Origin of the sequence: Streptomyces rimosus (assembly GCF_008704655.1) — a bacterium.
In the GTDB taxonomy this organism is placed as follows: Bacteria; Actinomycetota; Actinomycetes; order Streptomycetales; family Streptomycetaceae; genus Streptomyces; species Streptomyces rimosus.
In genome coordinates, this window is the sequence record NZ_CP023688.1 from 4,456,779 (window position 1) to 4,474,520 (window position 17,742).

The window sequence follows — 17,742 nt, forward strand, 5'->3', positions numbered from 1 at the left end:
GGTGCGTTGCCGGGGGCGGGGGTGACTGCGGCTTGGTACGTCGCCGGGGCCGGGGGCCGCCGCGGTTCGGTGCTTCTCAGCCGTCCGCGCCCAGCACCAGCCCCGACGTCGGTACGCCCGTGCCGGCGGTGACCAGGACGCGGGCCGCGCCCGGCACCTGGTTGACGGAGGTGCCGCGGAGCTGCCGTACCGCCTCGGCGATGCCGTTCATGCCGTGCAGATACGCCTCGCCCAGCTGCCCGCCGTGCGTGTTGAGCGGCAGCCCGCCCGCGGCGACGAAATCGGCCGCCTCGCCCGGCGCGCAGAACCCGAACTCCTCCAGCTGCATCAGCACGAACGGGGTGAAGTGGTCGTAAAGGATGCCGACGTCGATGTCCGCCGGGCGCAGCCCGCTCGTCCGCCACAGCTGCCGCGCCACGACCGCCGACTCGGGCAGCCCGGTCAGACCGTCCCGGTAGTAGCTGGTCATCTGCTCCTGGGCGCGGCCCGCGCCCTGCGCGGCGGCCCGGATCACGGCGGGCGGGTGCGGCAGGTCGCGGGCCCGTTCGGCCGTGGTGACGACGAGGGCCTGGCCGCCGTCCGTCTCCTGACAGCAGTCGAGCAGCCGCAGCGGTTCGACGATCCAGCGGGACGCGGCGTGGTCGGCGAGGGTGATCGGCTTCCCGTAGAAGTACGCGGCCGGGTTGCGCGCGGCATGGCGCCGGCCGACGACCGCGACCTGCCCGAACGCTTCCGGCGTGAGCCCGTACCCGTACAGGTAGCGCTGCGCCGCCATGGCGACCCAGGAGGCGGGCGTCAGCAGTCCGGCGGGCAGGTTCCAGCCGAGCGCCGCGCCCTCGGCGGACGGCTCGCGCCGCTGCACCCCGGCCCCGAAGCGTCGGCCCGAACGCTCGTTGAACGCCCGGTAGCAGACGACGACTTCGGCGATTCCCGCGGCGACCGCGAGGGCCGCCTGCTGGACGGTGGCGCAGGCCGCGCCGCCCCCGTAGTGCACGCGGGAGAAGAACGACAGCTCGCCGATCCCGGCCGCCTGGGCGACGGTGATCTCGGGGCTGGTGTCCATCGTGAAGGTGACCATGCCGTCCACGTCGCCGGGGCCGAGCCCCGCGTCGTCCAGGGCGGCCCGTACGGCTTCCACGGCCAGCTTCAGTTCGCTGCGGCCGGAATCCTTGGAGAACTCGGTCGCGCCGATGCCGACGACGGCGGCCCGGCCGCCCAGGGTGTCCGCGCGGTGGAGAGTCATGGGGTGGGCTCCGGGACGGCCGGGGGGTGGGCGGGGACCGTCACCGTCACGGTGCCGGTGACGTGGTGGCCGAGGCGGTTGGAGCCCACGACCCGTATCTCCGCCGTGTCACCGTCCAGGGAGGTGACCGTTCCCCGTAGCACCAGCTCATCGCCCGGATAGTTGGGCACGCCGAGGCGGATCGCGACCTTGCGGAGGACGGCGTGCGGGCCGAAGTGGTCGGTGATGTAGCGGCCGACGAGGCCGTTCGTGGTCAGGATGTTCATGAAGATGTCGGGGGAGCCCTTGGCTCTGGCCGCTTCGGTGTCGTGGTGCACGTCCTGGTAGTCGCGGGAGGCGATGGCCCCGGCGATGATGAGGGTGCGGGTGACGGGGATGGTCAGCGGGGGGAGTTCGTCACCGGCTTTCACGACTGCCTCCCGTTGAGGAGGTCTCCTGCCTGGTCCCCATGGGTGGGGCCTTCTGCCTGGCCTCCGTGGATGGGGTCTCCTGCCTGGTCCCCATGGGTGGGGTCTCCTGCCTGGCCCCCGTGGATGGAGTCTTCTGCCTGGCCCCCGTGGATGGGGTCTTCTGCCTGGCCCCCGTGGAAGACGGGTAGCACCAGGTCCTCCTCCACGGTCCGGAATTCCAGCCGTACGGGCATGCCGATGCGTACCTTCTCGGGCGGCACCCCGACCACCCCGGCCACCATCCGCACGCCCTCCGCCAGCTCGATCAGCCCGACGGCGTAGGGCGGGTCGAAGGCCGGGAAGGGCGGGTGGTGCATGACGACGTACGAGAAGACCGTGCCGTGGCCAGTCGCCTCGACGGTGTCCCAGCCGTCGCCGCCGCAGTGGTTGCAGCCCGGCAGCCAGGGGAAACGCAGGGTCGCGCAATGCGTGCAGCGCTGGATGAGCAGCTTGCGGTCGGCCACTCCGGCCCAGAAGCCCGCGTTGTCTCGGTTGATCACGGGGCGGGGGTGGGAGGGGGTTGAGTGCGGGGGTGGGGTTGGGGTTGGGGTCGGGAGCAGGGTACGGAACGGGTACTGGCCGGCGCGTACTTGAGGATGCGGAAGCGGTGCGTACCGGCGAGTTCGCCATCCGTCCGTACGTCCATCCGCGTCGTGACGAAGTACCCCGTACCCAGCTTCGTCGTCTTGCGCGGGGACACCGACTCGATGACCGCGTCGAAGGTGATCCGGTCGCCGGGGCGCAGCGGCCGCAGGTACTCCTGCTCGCAGTCGGTCGCGACGACCGAGGTGCACCCTGCCTGGTCCAGCAGAGCGAAGAGCGCGTCGTACGCGGGCGAGCGGCCCGGGTGCCCGGAGAGGCCGCCCATCGTCCACGCTTGCAGCATGGTGGGCGGCGCGACGGCGTCGGGGCCTTCGTAGGCGGGGTTGCCGTCGCCCATGGCCTCGCACCAGTGGCGGATCATGGGCGCGTTGACGGGGTCCTTGCCGGTGCCGCCGGTGACGGCGGGCTGCCCTTCGAATGCCTTCAGGCGGGCGTGCAGGTCGTCGAGGTCGGATCGGCCCTCGGGGGCGGGCCGGCCCGGGGCGCCGCTTTCCCGGCGCGAGGACGCCTCTTCTGCCACGCCCATCGGCCCCTCCTCCACGCCCATTAGCCCCTCCTCCCGACCTCGGTACCGCGCTCACGCCGAAGGGTTCCTGACTGTCCGTCAGGAACCCTTCACTGTCAAGACCACCGCGGCGCGGTTCGGGCGGCGTCACCGGTTACGCCGGCCGGGCCACGCGTCCCGGCTCACCAGAGGTTGGTGAAGTTCACCGTTGCGTTGGTCTGGTCGATGTGGGTCAGTCCGTGACCGATCACGCTCGCGTTGTTGTTCTGGTTGGACGCTCCGGGGCCGTTCGCGACCTGCTGCGTGGTGGTCGAGTTGCCGTTGTTGTTGTGGCCGACGCCGCTGCCGACCAGGCTCGTGGCCGCAGCGCTCGACCCGTTGCCCGCGAGCGCGCCGTTGTCGGCGTGGGCCACACCGGTCAGGAGGGCGGTCGCCAGGGGCAGGGCGGCGAGGGCGGCGACGGTACGGGCAGTGCGGGCGGTACGGATCCTTGCCATGACGTTTCTCCTCTTACGGGACACGGCCCAAGTGGTCCGGCACGGGACCGATGGGCGCTGCACGCTTGCTGGGGACGTAAGACGCTGGGACTGCGTAACGCGATCACGGGACGGGACTGGGGACAGAGCGGGTACGGGCGAACCGAAACCCACCCACCCCGCCCAACTACGCGCTCCACAAGGGCAGTTGGCTGCCGCCCTCGTGGAGTTCACGACGTCGCGGTGATCAGACTTGCCCAACGAACCCCCGGCGAACCAGCCCGGAACACCCACTTCCCTCTCAAGCATGAAGAACCCCGGGTAAACCTCGCGCGCCCCCTCCAAAGCCTCACCGCGCCCACCCGCGCCCCCGGCGCCCCTTCCCCCGATTGCGCCGAAACGTTCCCGCACAATTTCGGCCCCTCCCGTGGTGAATCCCTCGTTCCCCTTTCCTTACTCGAACGTACATACGAAAATAAATCCATGGCCTCTCCCCACTCTCCCGCCATGGACACGACCACCGGAAGCCATCCCTCCACTCCCGTCGACGGGCCTGCACACCGGTCCGCCGGTGCCTCCATCGACCGCTTCACCCGCCGTAGCCCCCGCCCCGGCCACCCCTACCGCCGCGAAGATCACCACACCACCGCCCTCACCCACGCCCTCGTGGCCGCCGGCCGCGGCTACGCGGTCATCCCGCTGACCCGCGCCAAACTCCCCGCCGTGGCCTCCCCGCACCACGCCGACCAGGCCACCGCCCCGTGCCGCGGCGCCTGCGGCCAACTCGGACACGGCATCCACGACGCCACCGCCGACCCGCTCGCCGTACGCCGCCTCTTCGCGGCCGCGCCCTGGGCCACCGCGTACGGCATCGCCTGCGGCGTCCCCCCGTACCACCTCATCGGCATCGACCTGGACACCAAACACGGCGCCGACGGCCTCACCGCCCTGCGCCTGCTGGCCGAGGAACACCACGTGGCCCTGCCGCCCACCGTCACGGTCCGCACCCCGAGCGGCGGCCACCACCTGTACTTCTCCGGCCCGCCGTCCCCGCCCGTCCCCAACTCCGCGGGCCGCCTGGCCCCCGGCATCGACATCCGCGGCACCGGCGGCTACCTGGTCGGCCCCGGCTCCCACACATCCCGCGGCGCCTACACCCTCACCCCCGGCACCCCCCGAACCCCAACCCCCGCCCCACCCGCCTTACTCCACCTCCTGACCCACCTCCCCCACACCACTCACCCCCACAACACTCGGCCCCGCCCGACCCCCCACACCCCCTCCACCCCCGCCCCCGCTCTCCTACGCTTCGTCCGCACCGCCCCAAACGGCCAACGAAACGCCCGCCTCTTCTGGGCCGCCTGCCGCGCCCACGAATCGGGCCTGGGCCAGGAGATGTCCACGGCACTCACCACAGCGGCCCTGCACACGGGGCTGAGCGAGCGGGAGGCACGGGCGACCATCGCTTCGGCGGGACGGCAGTGACGCGATGTCTTCGGAGCTCATCAGGATCTGGGTGGCCGGCTGGGCCGACTCACGCCACGCGCCCCGGCCGATCGAGCTGCCGTGGGACCTCTACGCCGAGGTGCCTGCCCAACCAGGCGGGCGGGCGGGCGAGCCGTCATGTACTACCGGTTCCCAAAGGTCCCTCGATACGCGCGGTAGCCACCTCCAGTAACCGCCCCCGCGCCTGGAGCAAGGCACCAGAGGGCCCGGACACCATCACACCGTGCCCCCCCCCAGGGCCGAGCGATGGACCACGAAGAATCCGGCAACCTGTTGGCCACCGACCTCTGCCCCACGCCCCGGCCCCCTCGGCGGCTACACCCTCGAAACCCGCGACGGTGTGAGACGCGTGCGTTCTGAAAATGCCAAAGTTCTATGACTTACAGGTGCCTCAGGTCACAAGAGCTGACTTACCATCAACCCACGCTGCACGAACATCACGCGCACTGAGTGACCTTGGGGGCATCATGAGCTCGTCCGCAACCCGTCTCACTTGCTTCGCTCTCCTCTCCGCGATTGAGGAGGACTTACGGGCTGCGATCCTCGGGGTGTGCGACGCTGCGGACGACGCGCGATCGATTCTGAGCAGCAAGCGATACGAGAAGGTCATCCTGCGGCAGCCCAAAGAGGCCAACGCCTCCTCGACGAGTGTCGCCTCACTAGTTCAACTCCTCGACTTCGCCGATGCCTACGAAGTGCTGAGCAGGCTCAAGAGCCGCCTCCCAGAGGATCACCAGGCTACGGTCAGCCGATTCGCTCCCCATCTGAGCGCGCTTACCCAGGTGCGCAACCGAGTCGCACACACGCGCCCTATGGAGATTGACGACCTGCCAACTGTCCACGATGTTGCCAAGGAAATATGCGCATCGTCGAAGTCTCACTGGTCGAATGTCTGTGAAGTTCTACGTAAGCTCGAAGATGATCCATCCTACGTTCTCGGGCTAACCATCAGCCTGGTCGCCGACCCTGACAATGCCCCTCAACACAACCTCCCTGCCCCCGAATTTGACGAAACGGGATTCTTTGGTCGCCGCAAGGAACTGGACCGAATAAAGAAGGTGATAAAAGGCGCCTATCCCGTTGTCTCGGTCCTCGGAGACGGAGGAATAGGAAAGACGTCAATCGCACTCAAGGCCGCTTACGAGCTTCTCGACGACCCGAAAGTCGACTTCGACGCCTTCGTGTGGGTAACCGCTAAGGCCACCTCCCTGACAGTGAACGAGATCCAAAGAATAAGCGGGGCTATCGAGACTTCGCTTGGCCTGTTCACTTCGGCGGCGGAGCAACTGGGAGGCAAAACCGCCGCCAGGGCAAGCGACCCAATCGAAGAAGTCCTCTCCTATCTGGAACACTTTCGCGTCCTCCTGATCCTGGACAATCTGGAAACCGTTCTAGATCAGAGGCTGCGCGATTTTCTCCTCGACATCCCCACGGGCAGCAAGGTCATCGTCACAAGCCGGATAGGGCTTGGCATTGAGAACCCTGTAGCACTTTCCCCGCTTTCAGACGACGACTCCACTCGACTTTTGTACACCTTGACTCGCGTGCGCGATGTGAGGGCGCTACAAGGGCTGCCATCGACGAACATCTCCAGCATGGTTCGCGCGATGAAGGGACACCCGCTCTACATTCGCTGGTTCGTTGCCGGCGTACAGGCAGGAAAACGCCCCGAGGAGCTATTCAACGGCAATAAGCTACTGCTCGATTTCTGTATGTCGAACGTATATCAGTACCTCAACGACGAGGCGCGTTCCGTACTTCGCTCCATGCAGGTCCTACCCGGCCGAAGAAGCCAGGGTGAGCTGGCCTTCCTGAACAGCTACTCGGCTAGTTCCATACAATCCAGCCTGCTGGAGCTGATGAAAACCAACTTCGTGCAGATGCAGGGCGCCTCGGGGGGTGAGACGTCGGTAACCACCTATCGTCTCACCGAATTCGGGAAACAGTACCTGGACAAGCATCATGCAGTGAAGGCGACAGACAGGACGCAGTTTGAGAGCCGCAGCAACGAGTTGACGGAACTCGGGACGGCTCTACAGGCGGAAAGTACAGCATCTCCGTACGACCCCAAGACGATCGACATCCAAGGTTCCGGAGACTACAGCGTAGCTCAGATACTACGGAAGGCACTGCGCGAATACGATCGCAGTGAATTCGACAAGGCGTTGGCGAGTTGCCGAGAAGCACAAACGCTGGCACCTACCTACCACGAAGCCTGGAGGGCCGAAGCGTTCATTCATGTCGGCAGGAAAGATCTCGCCGACGCCCGCGCCGCCTATGAACAAGCTTACGAACTAGCGCCTGATTCAGCCACATTGAACTACTTCTACGGCTCATTCCTGGTCGATGAATCCGTGGATTACCAACAAGGTCTTGAACTACTACAGAGAGCGGCCGTCCTGGCAGAGGTACCTCCTGCGGTAATCAACCAGATCACTTGGGCGCACATACAACTGCGCGACTATGCCGCAGCTGTAGTCAGCACATCGCATGCCCTCTCTCTGAAACCCACTAGGGACGACGGATCCGTAGCCGTAACCATGGGCGCACGTGCTGCCGTGTACGGGACACAGCAACACCTGGAACACCTGCGCACCGGTGAAGCTGTCGAGACCATCGAAGCGGCTGTGGAAATCGCAGAATCGGCCAGATTGGAGATATTGCACGGGGAAACTTCCGATCGACTCGTGCAGTTGATCGACCTTGCCGAAGACATCGGCGAGAATTCTGACGAAGAATTCATGGCGGTAAGCTGCCGAAACTTTGCCGCACGACTCAGGGACCGCCTACGCGCTCTCGACGCCGAACTGCTTACGAGAAGAGTAGGAAATTTGAAAGCAGTGCGGGACGACAGGAAGTTCGGCTTTGTCCGTTCGTGGGGGAGGGAGTATTTCTTCCACCTCAGTGACCTGCAAGCAGAGTCTGACTGGTCGTACCTGCTGGAAGGTGTTCCTGTAGCGTTCACACCGGACGAGGAGAACGAACGGGGGCCACGCGCCACCCAGCTTCGTTGGTTGGGTTAGTTCAAGCGATCCCGGTCCCGTACTGGAACGGCTCTCATGGGCCGGACATACTTACCAAGCCGCGGTGAGACTCACCCGTGCCTGCTGTCCGAGCGCAAACGGAGCAAAAATCCGGTTACCGGTCATTCGACTCTGCGGCAGGTGCTGGCACGACTGCCCCTCAGAGCGACTGATCCGGCTCACGGGCGTAATTCCTACAGGGGCGTCGGGGGAAGTGAGCATCGAACGTTGGCTTATGGCGGTCGGCCTTATGGAGCATCCGGTGGTCCGGAGGCTCCGGCGCAGCTCCTGACGGGTGCGACAGCGCGAGCAGACTGGAAGCCTGATCCGTGAGGGCGCGACTGCTGCCGCGACGGGGTCAAGCCCGTCATAAGCGCTCCGCTAGGCGCACGACTAGGGAGATGGATGGCCAACCCGCCGCACCGGCGCCTATACCCCTGCTATGCCTGAGCGGGCGGGAAACGGCGAACGGCGGGCCTCGGCAGACAGCAGGAAAGCAAACGGCCCCCGACCGAATACCAGGTCAGGGGCCGTCTTGGTGCGGAGGCTGTGGGATTTGAACCCACGGTGGCGTTGCCGCCACGACAGTTTTCAAGACCATGCCCGGTGAAGCGGCGCCATGCCTCCTGGCCTGCTTAGTCAGTCCGATTCGGCGGCTCCTGCCTGGTTCTCGTCCACGCCTCGTCCACAGACCGCCCCACAGGGGGCGTTGAAGGTTCGGTGCCGGCCGGAGGACGATGGAGGCACGGCCGACGAGTGGAGGCGGGCGCCATGGCTGGAGGCGAGAGGGAGATCAACAACTATGACTTGGTGAACGAGGAGACCGTCAGCGCGCCGGAACCCGAACCGGACGATGACGACACTGAGGAAGACGACGAATGATCGAACGCGACCCGACGGGCGCGCGCTGGTTCGCGTCCTACGTCCGCCAGCCGCACAAGCCGGGGCAGCCGGTGGAACTGTACTGCCTCGACCATCCGGAGACGCGGCTCATGCGTGTCCTTGGGCGCGCATGGACATGCCCGGAGTGCGTCCGCGCCCGCAGCAAGACGGGCGACCCGTAGAGGCAGGTGGCCTTACTACATCAGGTTTCAAGAGCGTTCCGCCGCACGCAGGTATAGGGCCCGTGACCTGCATGTTCTATCGAAAATGACGCTCAGGAGGCGTCCGTGGCCCGTGTAGGCCCATGGCGAGGCGAATACGGCCCGCAACGACGGTCTAGCCCTGCACCCGATCGGGCCGCCGGCCGCTCTATCGGCTGCCTTCGGCTTGACCGTTGTCCTCGTTGTCGGCATAGGTAGGCAGCTCGCCCGTTCCTTGGCACGCGTCGCACTGAACCGTGGTCTCGTGGCCGTCCGCGTCCCGGATCGTCGTCTGCCCGCCCGTGCAGGTGCACTTCGGCACCGGCCGCTCCTGCTTCTGCTCGCGCTCTTCAAGGAGGCGCTGGGTCAGCGTCAGCAGACGTCCATACCGGCCATCCCGCTGCAACGTCGGGATCCACTGCGGATCAACCCAGCCCATGATGCCCGCCTCCCTCTCGCTTTCCTGCGCCCATGCTCCTCTCCCTTCGCCACTCGGCTCAAGGAGGGCGTTGCCGGTCCTCTGCCGACGGCCCACAGACTGCCCGACAATCCCGTCCCTGACCTGTACGAAGAGGCCCGGACATTCCGTCCGGGCCTCGCCCGCTCGGGCCCATCAAGCTCGTACTGGCGGCGGCGGGGTGCCAAGAACATCTACCCGCCGCCTGACCGGCTCTGTAACGTGAAACAGGCCCCTACCAACAGCAGGAGGCAGCACCCCATGCGTGGTCTTGGAGATCACCTCAGCATCGGCGAGCGCATCGCGTTCTACCGGAAGCGTCGCGGCTACACGCAAGAGGTGTTGGCCGGTCTGGTCGGCCGTAGTACTGACTGGCTCGCGAAAGCAGAGACCGGCCGCCGGAAGCCGCCGCGAATCGACATGCTCGCGGAACTGGCACGAATTTTGCGCGTGCCGCTTGGCGACCTACTCGGTCAGACCCTTCTAGTGGAGGACGAGAAGCATCAGGACGATGTGCCGGCCGTACGTGATGCGCTCATGAGCCCCCGGCGGCTTTCGCGTCTGCTCTTCGGGCCAGAGTCGGACGTTCAGCTCCCCACTCCTGCGCCTGCGGCGGTGCGTGTGGAGCATGCTTGGAACGACTACCAGGGCGGGCGGCTCGGCAGCGTGATCGCGGCCCTTCCGGCGCTTCTCCAAACGGCGCAGGAGCTAGAAGACCGTGCGGGACGCCGGGGCGAGGACCGCCGCGACTGCTGGGCAGTCTCTGCCCGCGCGCATCACCTCGCGGCCACGACGCTCGCGAAGGTGGGGGAGTCTGACGTCTCGTGGTTGGCCGCTGAGCGGGCGATGCGTGCGGCAGACGAGTCCGACAATCCTCTGGTCCTCGCCTCAGCCGCCCGGTCCGGCACACACGCGCTGCTTGCCAACGGGCGGTACGAAGCTGCGATGGAGCTGGGCAACACCACGGCGACGTGGTTGGCCTCCCAGGTAGCGGAGAGCGATCCGTCTGCGCTGAGCTTGCTTGGGATGATCCACCTACGAGCCGCTGTCGCGGCGGCTCGACACCAGGACCGCCCGACTGCCACCCGCCTCCTGGACCGTGCCGAAGAACTCGCTGACGATCTCGGTTCAGACGAAAACTACTGGCAAACCGGTTTCGGCCCCACGAACGTGATCCTCCACCGGCTGTCAATCGAGCTTGACCTGGACAACGTGTCGTACGTGGTGGAGAACGGCCGGATCAACGTCGACCACATGCCGCAGGAGCGCAGCGTCTCGCACCGCATCGACTACAGCCGCGCGCTTTCCCTCGCCGGGCACGGCGATGAGGCGTTCACCGAGCTGCGCAACGCCGAACGCACGGCACCGCAGCTCGTGCGCAACAATCCCAGGGTGCGCGAGACGGTGAGGGACCTGATCAAGCAGTCGCCTGTGAGCGGCGGCTCGCGCTCGTCTGAGGTTTTCGCTATGGCCCAACGGTGCAGGGCGGTGCAGTGAGTTCGAACAGGCGCGGGGTACTGGGAGTCGTCGGTTCGGCGGCCGGCGGGGTGGAGTCGATCCGTGCCGGCCTTGTCGAGCCTGCGATGGAACGTGGGTGGCAGACGGCTGTGACGCTGACGCCGACGGCGGGGATCTGGCTTCGGGAAAACGGCGAGGCCGAACGGTTGGAAAAGCTGACTGGCCTACCCGTCCGTCATGAACCGCGCCTCCCCGGCGAAGCCCGACCGCATCCAGCCGTTGACTGCTACGTCGTGGCTCCAGCGTCGGCCAACATGGTCGCAAAGCTCGCGAGCGGCCTCATGGACAACCAGGCTCTTACGCAGGTGGGCGAGGCCATCGGGACTATCGGCTTGCCAGTCATCGTCTTTCCCCGCGTGAATGCGGCGCACGCTCGCCACCCGGCGTGGCAGTGCCACATCGATGCCCTGCGGGAAGCCGGTGTTCGGCTCATCTACGGGCCGGACGTATGGCCGTTGCATGAGCCGCGTGACGCGCCGCCAGGGCGTGAGCTTCCATGGTCTGCGGTACTGGATGCCGTGGACGAAATGACGATGTGACGGCCAGTCAGCGTGCCTGGCCTGCAAGACGAGAGGACCCGGACAGACTGTCCGGGTCCTCCGCCGATCGCGGCCCCATGCTCATTCTCATGCCAGGGATCAGAGAGCGAAAGAATGAGCTAGCGGACCTCACTCCTGCTGAACTCGCACTGATCAAAGCGAGTCTCGACGAGGCGCGTGCCACGACCGAAGGACTGCTAAGGCGCGCCAACGCACTCACCGCGAAGGTGGAGTCTCGCTACTCACGATCTCCTCAAGCCGGTCCAGACGCTCGCCGAGAAGTCGGAGAGCGTCATGGATCGACCTAAGCTCCCCCGCCAGGGCGGCATAGGCAGGGCTACTGCCCGGCTCGGTGCCGAGCGGCGCCGATGGGTCGCGTACGAACGTCCCGCGCCCCTGCTGGGTGAGAACCAAGCCCTCATCCCGAAGTTGGCTGTACGCGCTCTGCACGGTCATGAGCTGGACGCCAAGCTTCTTGGCGAGCTGGCGAGCGGCTGGCAGTCGCTTCCCTGGTGAGTAGTCCTCGTTGTTGGGGTCCGCAATCTTCGCGCGGTACTCAGCAGCGATCTCCTTGGCCGTTTGCTTGGGCGCTACGGGGCTCACATCCATGCCCCCGAGAGTAACCGGACCTAGGTCAATCTCAGATCCTTCGGCGAACCTCCTTGACAGTCAGATTGACATGGGTCAATCTGAACTCACGCCGGAACGCGAACCCGGAAGGGATTCACCAACGGCGCGCTGTAAGTACTCGACCTGCAAGAACAGCCCGGAGGGCCCCGCGAAACGGGCCCGAAGGAAGCGGTCGTACCTTGATATCTCAACAGAGACGTGACGACAGGGTTTGAGTCCCTGTCCCCGCAACGGCCCGGGTGATGGCCGCCCGGCGGCCACTTTGTGACAGGCGAACCTGTCCTCCTGCGGGCCAGCTCTGGAGAACATCCGTGGGGATCATCCCTCCTCTCCTGGAGGTCAGCCTCTCGGGTGCTACCTGGTTCGCGCCGCCCTGCTGGCGTCAGAGCAGTGACGATGACGCACCGAACTTTCAGGCTCGGGTCCGGAGCGCTGTGGCAACGGCGCTTTGGCGAAGCCTGCCTCTCCCGCCCTTCGAGCTGGAGGTCCTGATGCAACGAACGCTTGGGGCGCCGCCCGTGCTGGACCGGCACGGCGCTGGCTAGGCCCACCGCGTCACTACCGCGCACCCCACTTTTCCGCGCGGCTGAGCACCAGTGCTCACGGTCCCTTCCGCCCGACCGCCACACAGGCGATGTCGGGTGGCGGGGCGCCGCGGTTGCTCGTGCTGATGAACGGCCTTCGCGCAACCGATGTCCGCCCCGGTCCGCTTTCTCAGGGCCTGGCCGGGGCGCCTGCCGTTTCCTTCGAGAGGAACGCCCGTCATGAAGATTCCCACCCCTGACCACGCCATGGCTGCGGACCTGGCCGCTCAGGAGCCGAGCGCCGCCGACCTGGCCGCGATCGAAGCCGAGATGCCGGTGATCGTAGCGGAAGTCGAGCTGCTGGACGCGCAGATCGCGGCGCTGGACGCCCCCGCAACGGAGGTGGCTGACCGCCGTATCCGGCGGGCCTGCCGCAAGCTGCTCGCCGCTCGCCTGTCCCTGGCCAACCAGGGTGAGCCCGTGCCGGAGGTGGCCTGATGGCCGCCGCCGAGTTCGCCGCGGCCTACATCGCGCTGTTCACCGCGCACCACGCCGCCGACTACCTGGCCCAAGGCGACCGCATGTCGGCCCGTAAGGCCGGCTGGACGGAACAGGGCCCCGACGGCAAGTCCGTCCGGCACACCGGATGGGGCGCGAACCAGTTGCACGCCGCGACGCACAGCGTCGCCGAACTGCTGGCGCTGGGACTCCTGGCCGCCGTGGTTCACCTGCCGCTCCCGGTGTGGGGCGTGACGGGTGCCGTGTTGTGGATTCACCTCACGCACTCGCTGATTGACCGCAGGTGGCCGGTGCGGGCCTGGATGTGCCACACCGGGTCCGCCGGCTTCGTCCAGCGCGGCGGGATGCCGCTGGTCGATCAGTCCATGCACCTGGTCTTCGGCCTGTTCCCGGCCGCCCTGCTCATCGCGGGAGGTGCCTCATGACGCGCCGACCGCGCGCCACGCTGCGCCACCGCCTGTGGCGGCGCCTGCACCCGCGCGCCTACCGCGCCGGGCAGCTCGCCGAACAGCGGCACCAGATCGCCGATGGCGCGCTCGACTACACCCGTACCGACGTGATCGGGGGTGTGTCATGACCGTTCCGGCTCTGGAGAGGTTCCGGGAGCGCGCGCAGCACGACCCGGACGTGTCCTGGCTGCTGAACTTCGCCAGGAGCGCGGTGCAGGCCGGCCGCTACCAGTCGCAGATGATCCAGCGGCTGTCCGCGGAGTTGGAGCAGGCCCGGCACGATCCGCTGACCGGGCTGCTGACGCGGGCCGGCTTCGAGCTGTACGCCCCGCGCACGCTGGAGTTGGGGCCCTGCGTCGTTCTGCTGCTCGACCTGGACGGCCTGAAGCGGCTCAACGACCGCCACGGGCACGACGCGGGCGATGCGGCGATTCGGGCGGCCGGTGCGGCTTTCGATGACCCGCTGGGGCTGGACCCGTCGGTGGTGGCAGGACGCCTGGGTGGCGATGAGTTCGCCGCCGTGGTGCACCTGCCGGACGTGGCGGTGCTGCCCTGGCTGCTGCGCGGCCTGTACGACAACATCACCGCCCCGTTCGCCCACCGCGGCCAGAGCTTGACCGTCGGCGTCTCGATCGGCGCCTGCCTGACGGCCGACCTGCCCGCGGTGTCACTGCCGCTGGCGTTGCGGCTGGCGGATGAGGCCATGTACGAGGCCAAGCGCAGCGGCGGCGGCTGGCGCGTTGCCGCGGGCCCCACCCCGACCCGCCGCACCGTCAACGGGCGTCGGCACGGCCGGCGCGGCACCGCCCTGGAAGGGACCACCACATCATGATCCGTATCGTGACGGCGGCCCGCCTGGCCGGGCTGCGCGCCGACCTGGACTCTGCCGACGAACGTGTCCGGCAACTCCTGGGGACACTGGACGAGAACTGGGCTCGCTATCTGCGGTCAGTGCGGGAGCTGAGCGAGGAACACCAGGCCGCCGAATGGGACGCTCAGGTGGCGGCCGAGAAGGCTGCCGAACTACACCAGAGCAACGAGCAGATGCGACAGGCGTTCACCGCGGCCCTGCTGGTCATCGCCCGCCAGCAGCACCACATCGGCGAGCTGGAACAGCACCTGGCCGCGGCCCGTACGGCGCCGTCGTGGCTGTACTTGCTGCGCAAGTACGGGGAGCCGCACAGCCTGCACCCCACTGCGGCGGCGGCCAAGGAGCACGCGGCCACCTGCGGCGCGTCGCGCACCGGCTGGACATCCTCCGACCTGCCGGCCGCCGAGGTCGCGTGGCGGGTGGAGGCCGTGGCCGTGGTGCCGGAGCAGGCGGCGGAGCGTGTGGCGGGGGCGGCATGAGGCCGTCGAAGATGACCAGCGCGGCCGATGTCGAGGCGGCGGACCGGACGCTGACGATCGGGTCGTGGACCATCACCATCGGCGCGATCGTCTACAGCGTCTTGACGGTCACCCCGCTGATGGCCGGCCACACCGCGCCCGGCTGGGTGTGGACCGCGCCGATTCTGCCGCTGGTGGTGGACTCGGCCGTGGTCATCGTCGTCCGGCTGGACGCCGCCCTGGCCCGCCTGCACGCGCAGGCGGCCCGCGACGGCGCCACCCCGCGCCGGTCGGTGTGGCCGTTCCTGCTGCGCTGGCTGACCGGGCTGATGACGCTCGTGCTCAACGTCGGTGACTCCGCCCTGCGCGGCGATCTGGTCGGTGTCGGTGTGCACATCCCGGCGCCGCTGCTGCTGATCGTGAACGCCGAAGCAGCGCTGGCCTACCGCCGTGCCATTGCCGCGGCGCTGGTGCGCATCGAGCGTGAACAGCGCGAGCGGCAGGAGCGTGAACAGGCCGCGCGCCAGGAGCGGGAACGCCTGGCCCGCGAGGAGCGCGAGCGTGAACGCGAGCGCCGCGAACGCCTGGCGCGGGAAGAGCGTGAACAGGCGGAGCGGCTGGAGCGTGAACGCCGTGAACACGAGGCCGCCGAACAGCGCCAGGCTCGTGAACACGCCGCCGCACTGGAGCGGGAGCGCCTGGCCAGCCAGGAGCGGCGAGCCGAAGCCGAACGCCAGGAAGCGGCCCGCATCCGTGAGGAGGAACGCACGGAGCGCCTGGCCCGTGAAGAGCGGGAACGGGAGGAACGGCGCCGTGAACAGGCGGCCCACCAGGCCCGTGAACAGGCCCGCATCGAGCGTGAACAGCGTGAACGCCAGGAGCGGGAACGCCTCGTACGGGAGCGGTCGCACACGGCCGATGCACAGCCCGCAAAGATCACTATGAACACCGCGGCGGAGGCCGTGAACACACCCGCCCCGGCACCCGTGAACACGTCGGTCCGGACGGCGGAGGCGGCCCGTGAACATCCGGCCGCCGCTGTTCACGCGGCGGCGCCGGCCGCGGCCATGCCTGGCATGAACAGCGCCGTGAACACCGGGCCGAAGCCCGTGAACACGGCCAAGCTCTCCGAGGACGAAGCACTCGAAGCCGTCCGGCAGAGCCTGGCCGACGGGCTGACCGTCCGCGAGGCGGCCGACCGCACCGGCTGGTCGGTGGGCTGGGTCTCCGCCCGCTACCGCGACCTGCGGGCCGCACAGCAGCCGACCGCCGGGGCCGCGTGATGTCCCCGGCGTTCGGCAAGTGCTGGGATCCGTCCGGCACCCGATGGGGAGTTCCGACCTACCCCTGGCGCTATGCCCCGTCCGGGCTGGCCACCCGCCGCCAACTGCGGGCGCGTGGGCTGCGGCCCGGCGGGCAGCCGGTCGCCGCGCAGGTGATGCGCCAGTGCCGCTATGGCTCCGGCGTGGCCGTGGCCTACCTCTACGAGATCAAGCGCGCCAAGCCGGTCCGGCCGATGACGGCGGGCCGGCGGGCAGCGCTGGCCGCCGCGATGCGCGCGCGCCGCACCTGCCCGCAGTGCCGGCAGGACGCCGGCTACTGCATCCCCCGCTCCCTCGGCACGTGCGTGCCCTGCGCCTACCCCGACGCCCCGCACGCCGCCTGACCTCACACTTTCAGCTTGATGGGAGTACCACCGTGACGGAACACCCTGCCCTGACCGTGGCCTCGCAGGCCCGCGCCATCCGCGCCCTGGCGGTCCTGGCCGACCGGTTCGCCATCTTGCCCAGTACCAGCTTCACCGTGGGCACGGTGTGCGGACCCGACGGCATCGAAGAGGGCATCCACATCGATCTGCACGCCTGCGCCGCGGACTTCGAAGCCTGGCGCGCCGCCCTCGGCATCGATCCCTGCGGCATCGAGTACAGCGAACTGAGCAGGTGCCACTGCCTGCGCGCCTACACCGCGTACGAGGGCGTGCCCGTCCAGCTCACCGGCTACCTGCCCTACCCCGTTATGACCGCTGCCTGACAGCCGCCCGCGGTCCCGGACTCCATGCCGGGGCCGTGGGCGGCCGGACAGTCCGGCCCACTGACGGGGAAGGAGGGGCCCTCTTGAGCTGCACGGAGGGAACCGGAACCCATTTCTTCATCCTGACGGTCGAAAGCCCTGGCTACGCCATGTGCACGCAGACCGGCACTTTCACCCCGCGGCCCGGATCCACGCGGGAGGAAGCCTTCAACCGCATCTATGCGCAGGTCGTTCGCGGCAAGCCGGAACTGGCCCGACCCAACGTCGTCTTCTTCAGCCTCGACCGCAACGACCTGGAGGCATCGTGAAGCGCCACCGCCTGGTCCTGCCCGTCGCGGTCGCGGTCGGCGCGGTCTACGCCGTGGCGATCGGCTGGCGACTGGCCTCCTACCACGTGCCGCTGGCGATGCTCGCGGCGTGCGCCGGTGCCCTGTTCATGACCGCGTTCACGCTGGTGCTGCGCATCGCCGAGGCGCGCTCGACCGTCGTGCACCGCTGCCGCATGGAGGGCTGCACCTTCATGGTGCAGGTCCGCCACGTGGACGCGGTGGAAAACCGGCGCTGGCAGGAGATCGCCGCCGCCCACCCGCACCGCTTCTGACAAAGGGGCTGCTGTGTCCGTGCTCAAGCAGATCTTTACGCCGCGCCCGTCGCTGCGGCAGATCCGTACCGCTCCCGATGACCTGGTACTGGAAGCCGACGAGTATTTGCGCCAGGCCGTGAGCTGCGAAGACACCGGGGACTACGCGGCGATGACCGCGTACGCCGCGGTCGCCTCGGCCAAGGTCACGCTCGCTGCGTACCTGCGCGACGCCGACCACAACTAAACGGTCGCCCCCGGCCCGCTTTCTCAGGGCCT

21 protein-coding genes and 1 pseudogene are annotated in these 17,742 nt (G+C 68.0%); 16 read left to right on the forward strand and 6 right to left on the reverse strand.

Going from position 1 to position 17,742, the window contains the following annotated elements; all coding sequences use genetic code 11:
* Positions 1-76: 76 nt before the first annotated feature.
* The 4 genes and pseudogenes from CP984_RS18785 to CP984_RS18800 form a co-directional block, all read right to left on the reverse strand.
* Positions 77-1,243: a lipid-transfer protein gene (locus CP984_RS18785; RefSeq protein WP_003983528.1), complete on the reverse strand. Its 1,167-nt coding sequence runs from the start codon at positions 1,241-1,243 to the stop codon at positions 77-79.
* Entirely contained in the window at positions 1,240-1,653 is a 414-nt protein-coding gene (locus CP984_RS18790) for a MaoC family dehydratase (RefSeq protein ID WP_003983527.1), read from the reverse strand. Before CP984_RS18790 ends, CP984_RS18785 begins: the two co-directional genes overlap by 4 nt.
* Positions 1,650-2,821, reverse strand: a pseudogene (locus CP984_RS18795) (bifunctional MaoC family dehydratase N-terminal/OB-fold nucleic acid binding domain-containing protein). The gene CP984_RS18790 and the pseudogene CP984_RS18795 overlap by 4 nt, the downstream one beginning before the upstream one ends.
* A 161-nt stretch (positions 2,822-2,982) precedes the next feature.
* Positions 2,983-3,297, reverse strand: a complete 315-nt coding sequence (locus tag CP984_RS18800; protein WP_003983526.1) for a hypothetical protein — start codon at positions 3,295-3,297, stop codon at positions 2,983-2,985.
* Between the two features lie 486 nt (positions 3,298-3,783).
* On the opposite strand from CP984_RS18800, the gene CP984_RS18805 reads away from it, so the two are divergent.
* The 3 genes from CP984_RS18805 to CP984_RS18815 all read left to right on the forward strand — a co-directional run bounded on the left by CP984_RS18805 (position 3,784) and on the right by CP984_RS18815 (position 8,869).
* Positions 3,784-4,761, forward strand: a complete 978-nt coding sequence (locus CP984_RS18805) for a bifunctional DNA primase/polymerase (protein WP_078587136.1) — start codon at positions 3,784-3,786, stop codon at positions 4,759-4,761.
* Positions 4,762-5,594: 833 nt separating this feature from the next.
* Positions 5,595-7,805, forward strand: coding sequence for an NB-ARC domain-containing protein (locus CP984_RS18810; protein ID WP_226048673.1), 2,211 nt, complete (start codon positions 5,595-5,597; stop codon positions 7,803-7,805).
* An 878-nt stretch (positions 7,806-8,683) separates the two neighbouring features.
* Positions 8,684-8,869, forward strand: coding sequence for a hypothetical protein (locus CP984_RS18815; protein ID WP_003983523.1), 186 nt, complete (start codon positions 8,684-8,686; stop codon positions 8,867-8,869).
* A gap of 187 nt (positions 8,870-9,056) precedes the next feature.
* Here CP984_RS18815 and CP984_RS18820 read toward each other — a convergent pair whose 3' ends face one another.
* Complete coding sequence (locus CP984_RS18820; RefSeq protein WP_003983522.1) at positions 9,057-9,326, reverse strand: hypothetical protein; 270 nt, start codon at positions 9,324-9,326, stop codon at positions 9,057-9,059.
* A 279-nt stretch (positions 9,327-9,605) separates the two neighbouring features.
* On the opposite strand from CP984_RS18820, the gene CP984_RS18825 reads away from it, so the two are divergent.
* Positions 9,606-10,841: a helix-turn-helix domain-containing protein gene (locus CP984_RS18825; protein ID WP_003983521.1), complete on the forward strand. Its 1,236-nt coding sequence runs from the start codon at positions 9,606-9,608 to the stop codon at positions 10,839-10,841.
* The gene (locus CP984_RS18830; protein ID WP_030185219.1) at positions 10,838-11,401 is read left to right on the forward strand and encodes a flavoprotein; all 564 of its coding nucleotides are present in this window, start codon (positions 10,838-10,840) and stop codon (positions 11,399-11,401) included. The genes CP984_RS18825 and CP984_RS18830 overlap by 4 nt, the downstream gene beginning before the upstream one ends.
* A 216-nt stretch (positions 11,402-11,617) precedes the next feature.
* Here CP984_RS18830 and CP984_RS18835 read toward each other — a convergent pair whose 3' ends face one another.
* Positions 11,618-12,010 (reverse strand): GntR family transcriptional regulator, encoded by a 393-nt coding sequence (locus CP984_RS18835; protein ID WP_003983519.1) that lies wholly within the window; start codon positions 12,008-12,010, stop codon positions 11,618-11,620.
* Positions 12,011-12,795: 785 nt separating this feature from the next.
* Here CP984_RS18835 and CP984_RS18840 point away from each other — a divergent pair.
* From CP984_RS18840 to CP984_RS18885, 11 genes are all read left to right on the forward strand, one after another.
* Positions 12,796-13,053 carry a DUF6284 family protein gene (locus CP984_RS18840; protein ID WP_003983518.1) on the forward strand — a complete coding sequence of 86 codons (258 nt, stop codon included), beginning with the start codon at positions 12,796-12,798 and terminating at the stop codon, positions 13,051-13,053.
* The gene (locus tag CP984_RS18845) at positions 13,053-13,499 is read left to right on the forward strand and encodes a DUF3307 domain-containing protein (protein ID WP_003983517.1); all 447 of its coding nucleotides are present in this window, start codon (positions 13,053-13,055) and stop codon (positions 13,497-13,499) included. The genes CP984_RS18840 and CP984_RS18845 overlap by 1 nt, the downstream gene beginning before the upstream one ends.
* Positions 13,496-13,651, forward strand: a complete 156-nt coding sequence (locus CP984_RS41310; protein ID WP_156100255.1) for a hypothetical protein — start codon at positions 13,496-13,498, stop codon at positions 13,649-13,651. The genes CP984_RS18845 and CP984_RS41310 overlap by 4 nt, the downstream gene beginning before the upstream one ends.
* The gene (locus CP984_RS18850; RefSeq protein ID WP_003983516.1) at positions 13,648-14,355 is read left to right on the forward strand and encodes a diguanylate cyclase domain-containing protein; all 708 of its coding nucleotides are present in this window, start codon (positions 13,648-13,650) and stop codon (positions 14,353-14,355) included. The genes CP984_RS41310 and CP984_RS18850 overlap by 4 nt, the downstream gene beginning before the upstream one ends.
* Complete coding sequence (locus tag CP984_RS18855; protein WP_003983515.1) at positions 14,352-14,873, forward strand: hypothetical protein; 522 nt, start codon at positions 14,352-14,354, stop codon at positions 14,871-14,873. Before CP984_RS18850 ends, CP984_RS18855 begins: the two co-directional genes overlap by 4 nt.
* Positions 14,874-14,884: 11 nt before the next feature.
* Positions 14,885-16,135: a hypothetical protein gene (locus CP984_RS18860; RefSeq protein ID WP_003983514.1), complete on the forward strand. Its 1,251-nt coding sequence runs from the start codon at positions 14,885-14,887 to the stop codon at positions 16,133-16,135.
* The gene (locus CP984_RS18865) at positions 16,135-16,518 is read left to right on the forward strand and encodes an RRQRL motif-containing zinc-binding protein (RefSeq protein WP_003983513.1); all 384 of its coding nucleotides are present in this window, start codon (positions 16,135-16,137) and stop codon (positions 16,516-16,518) included. The genes CP984_RS18860 and CP984_RS18865 overlap by 1 nt, the downstream gene beginning before the upstream one ends.
* 32 nt (positions 16,519-16,550) lie before the next feature.
* Complete coding sequence (locus CP984_RS18870) at positions 16,551-16,883, forward strand: hypothetical protein (RefSeq protein WP_003983512.1); 333 nt, start codon at positions 16,551-16,553, stop codon at positions 16,881-16,883.
* An 83-nt stretch (positions 16,884-16,966) separates the two neighbouring features.
* On the forward strand, positions 16,967-17,191 hold the full coding sequence (locus CP984_RS18875; RefSeq protein ID WP_003983511.1) for a hypothetical protein: 225 nt from the start codon (positions 16,967-16,969) through the stop codon (positions 17,189-17,191).
* Positions 17,188-17,484 carry a hypothetical protein gene (locus tag CP984_RS18880; RefSeq protein ID WP_003983510.1) on the forward strand — a complete coding sequence of 99 codons (297 nt, stop codon included), beginning with the start codon at positions 17,188-17,190 and terminating at the stop codon, positions 17,482-17,484. The genes CP984_RS18875 and CP984_RS18880 overlap by 4 nt, the downstream gene beginning before the upstream one ends.
* Before the next feature lie 13 nt (positions 17,485-17,497).
* On the forward strand, positions 17,498-17,710 hold the full coding sequence (locus tag CP984_RS18885) for a hypothetical protein (RefSeq protein ID WP_003983509.1): 213 nt from the start codon (positions 17,498-17,500) through the stop codon (positions 17,708-17,710).
* The last annotated feature ends 32 nt before the right edge of the window (positions 17,711-17,742 follow it).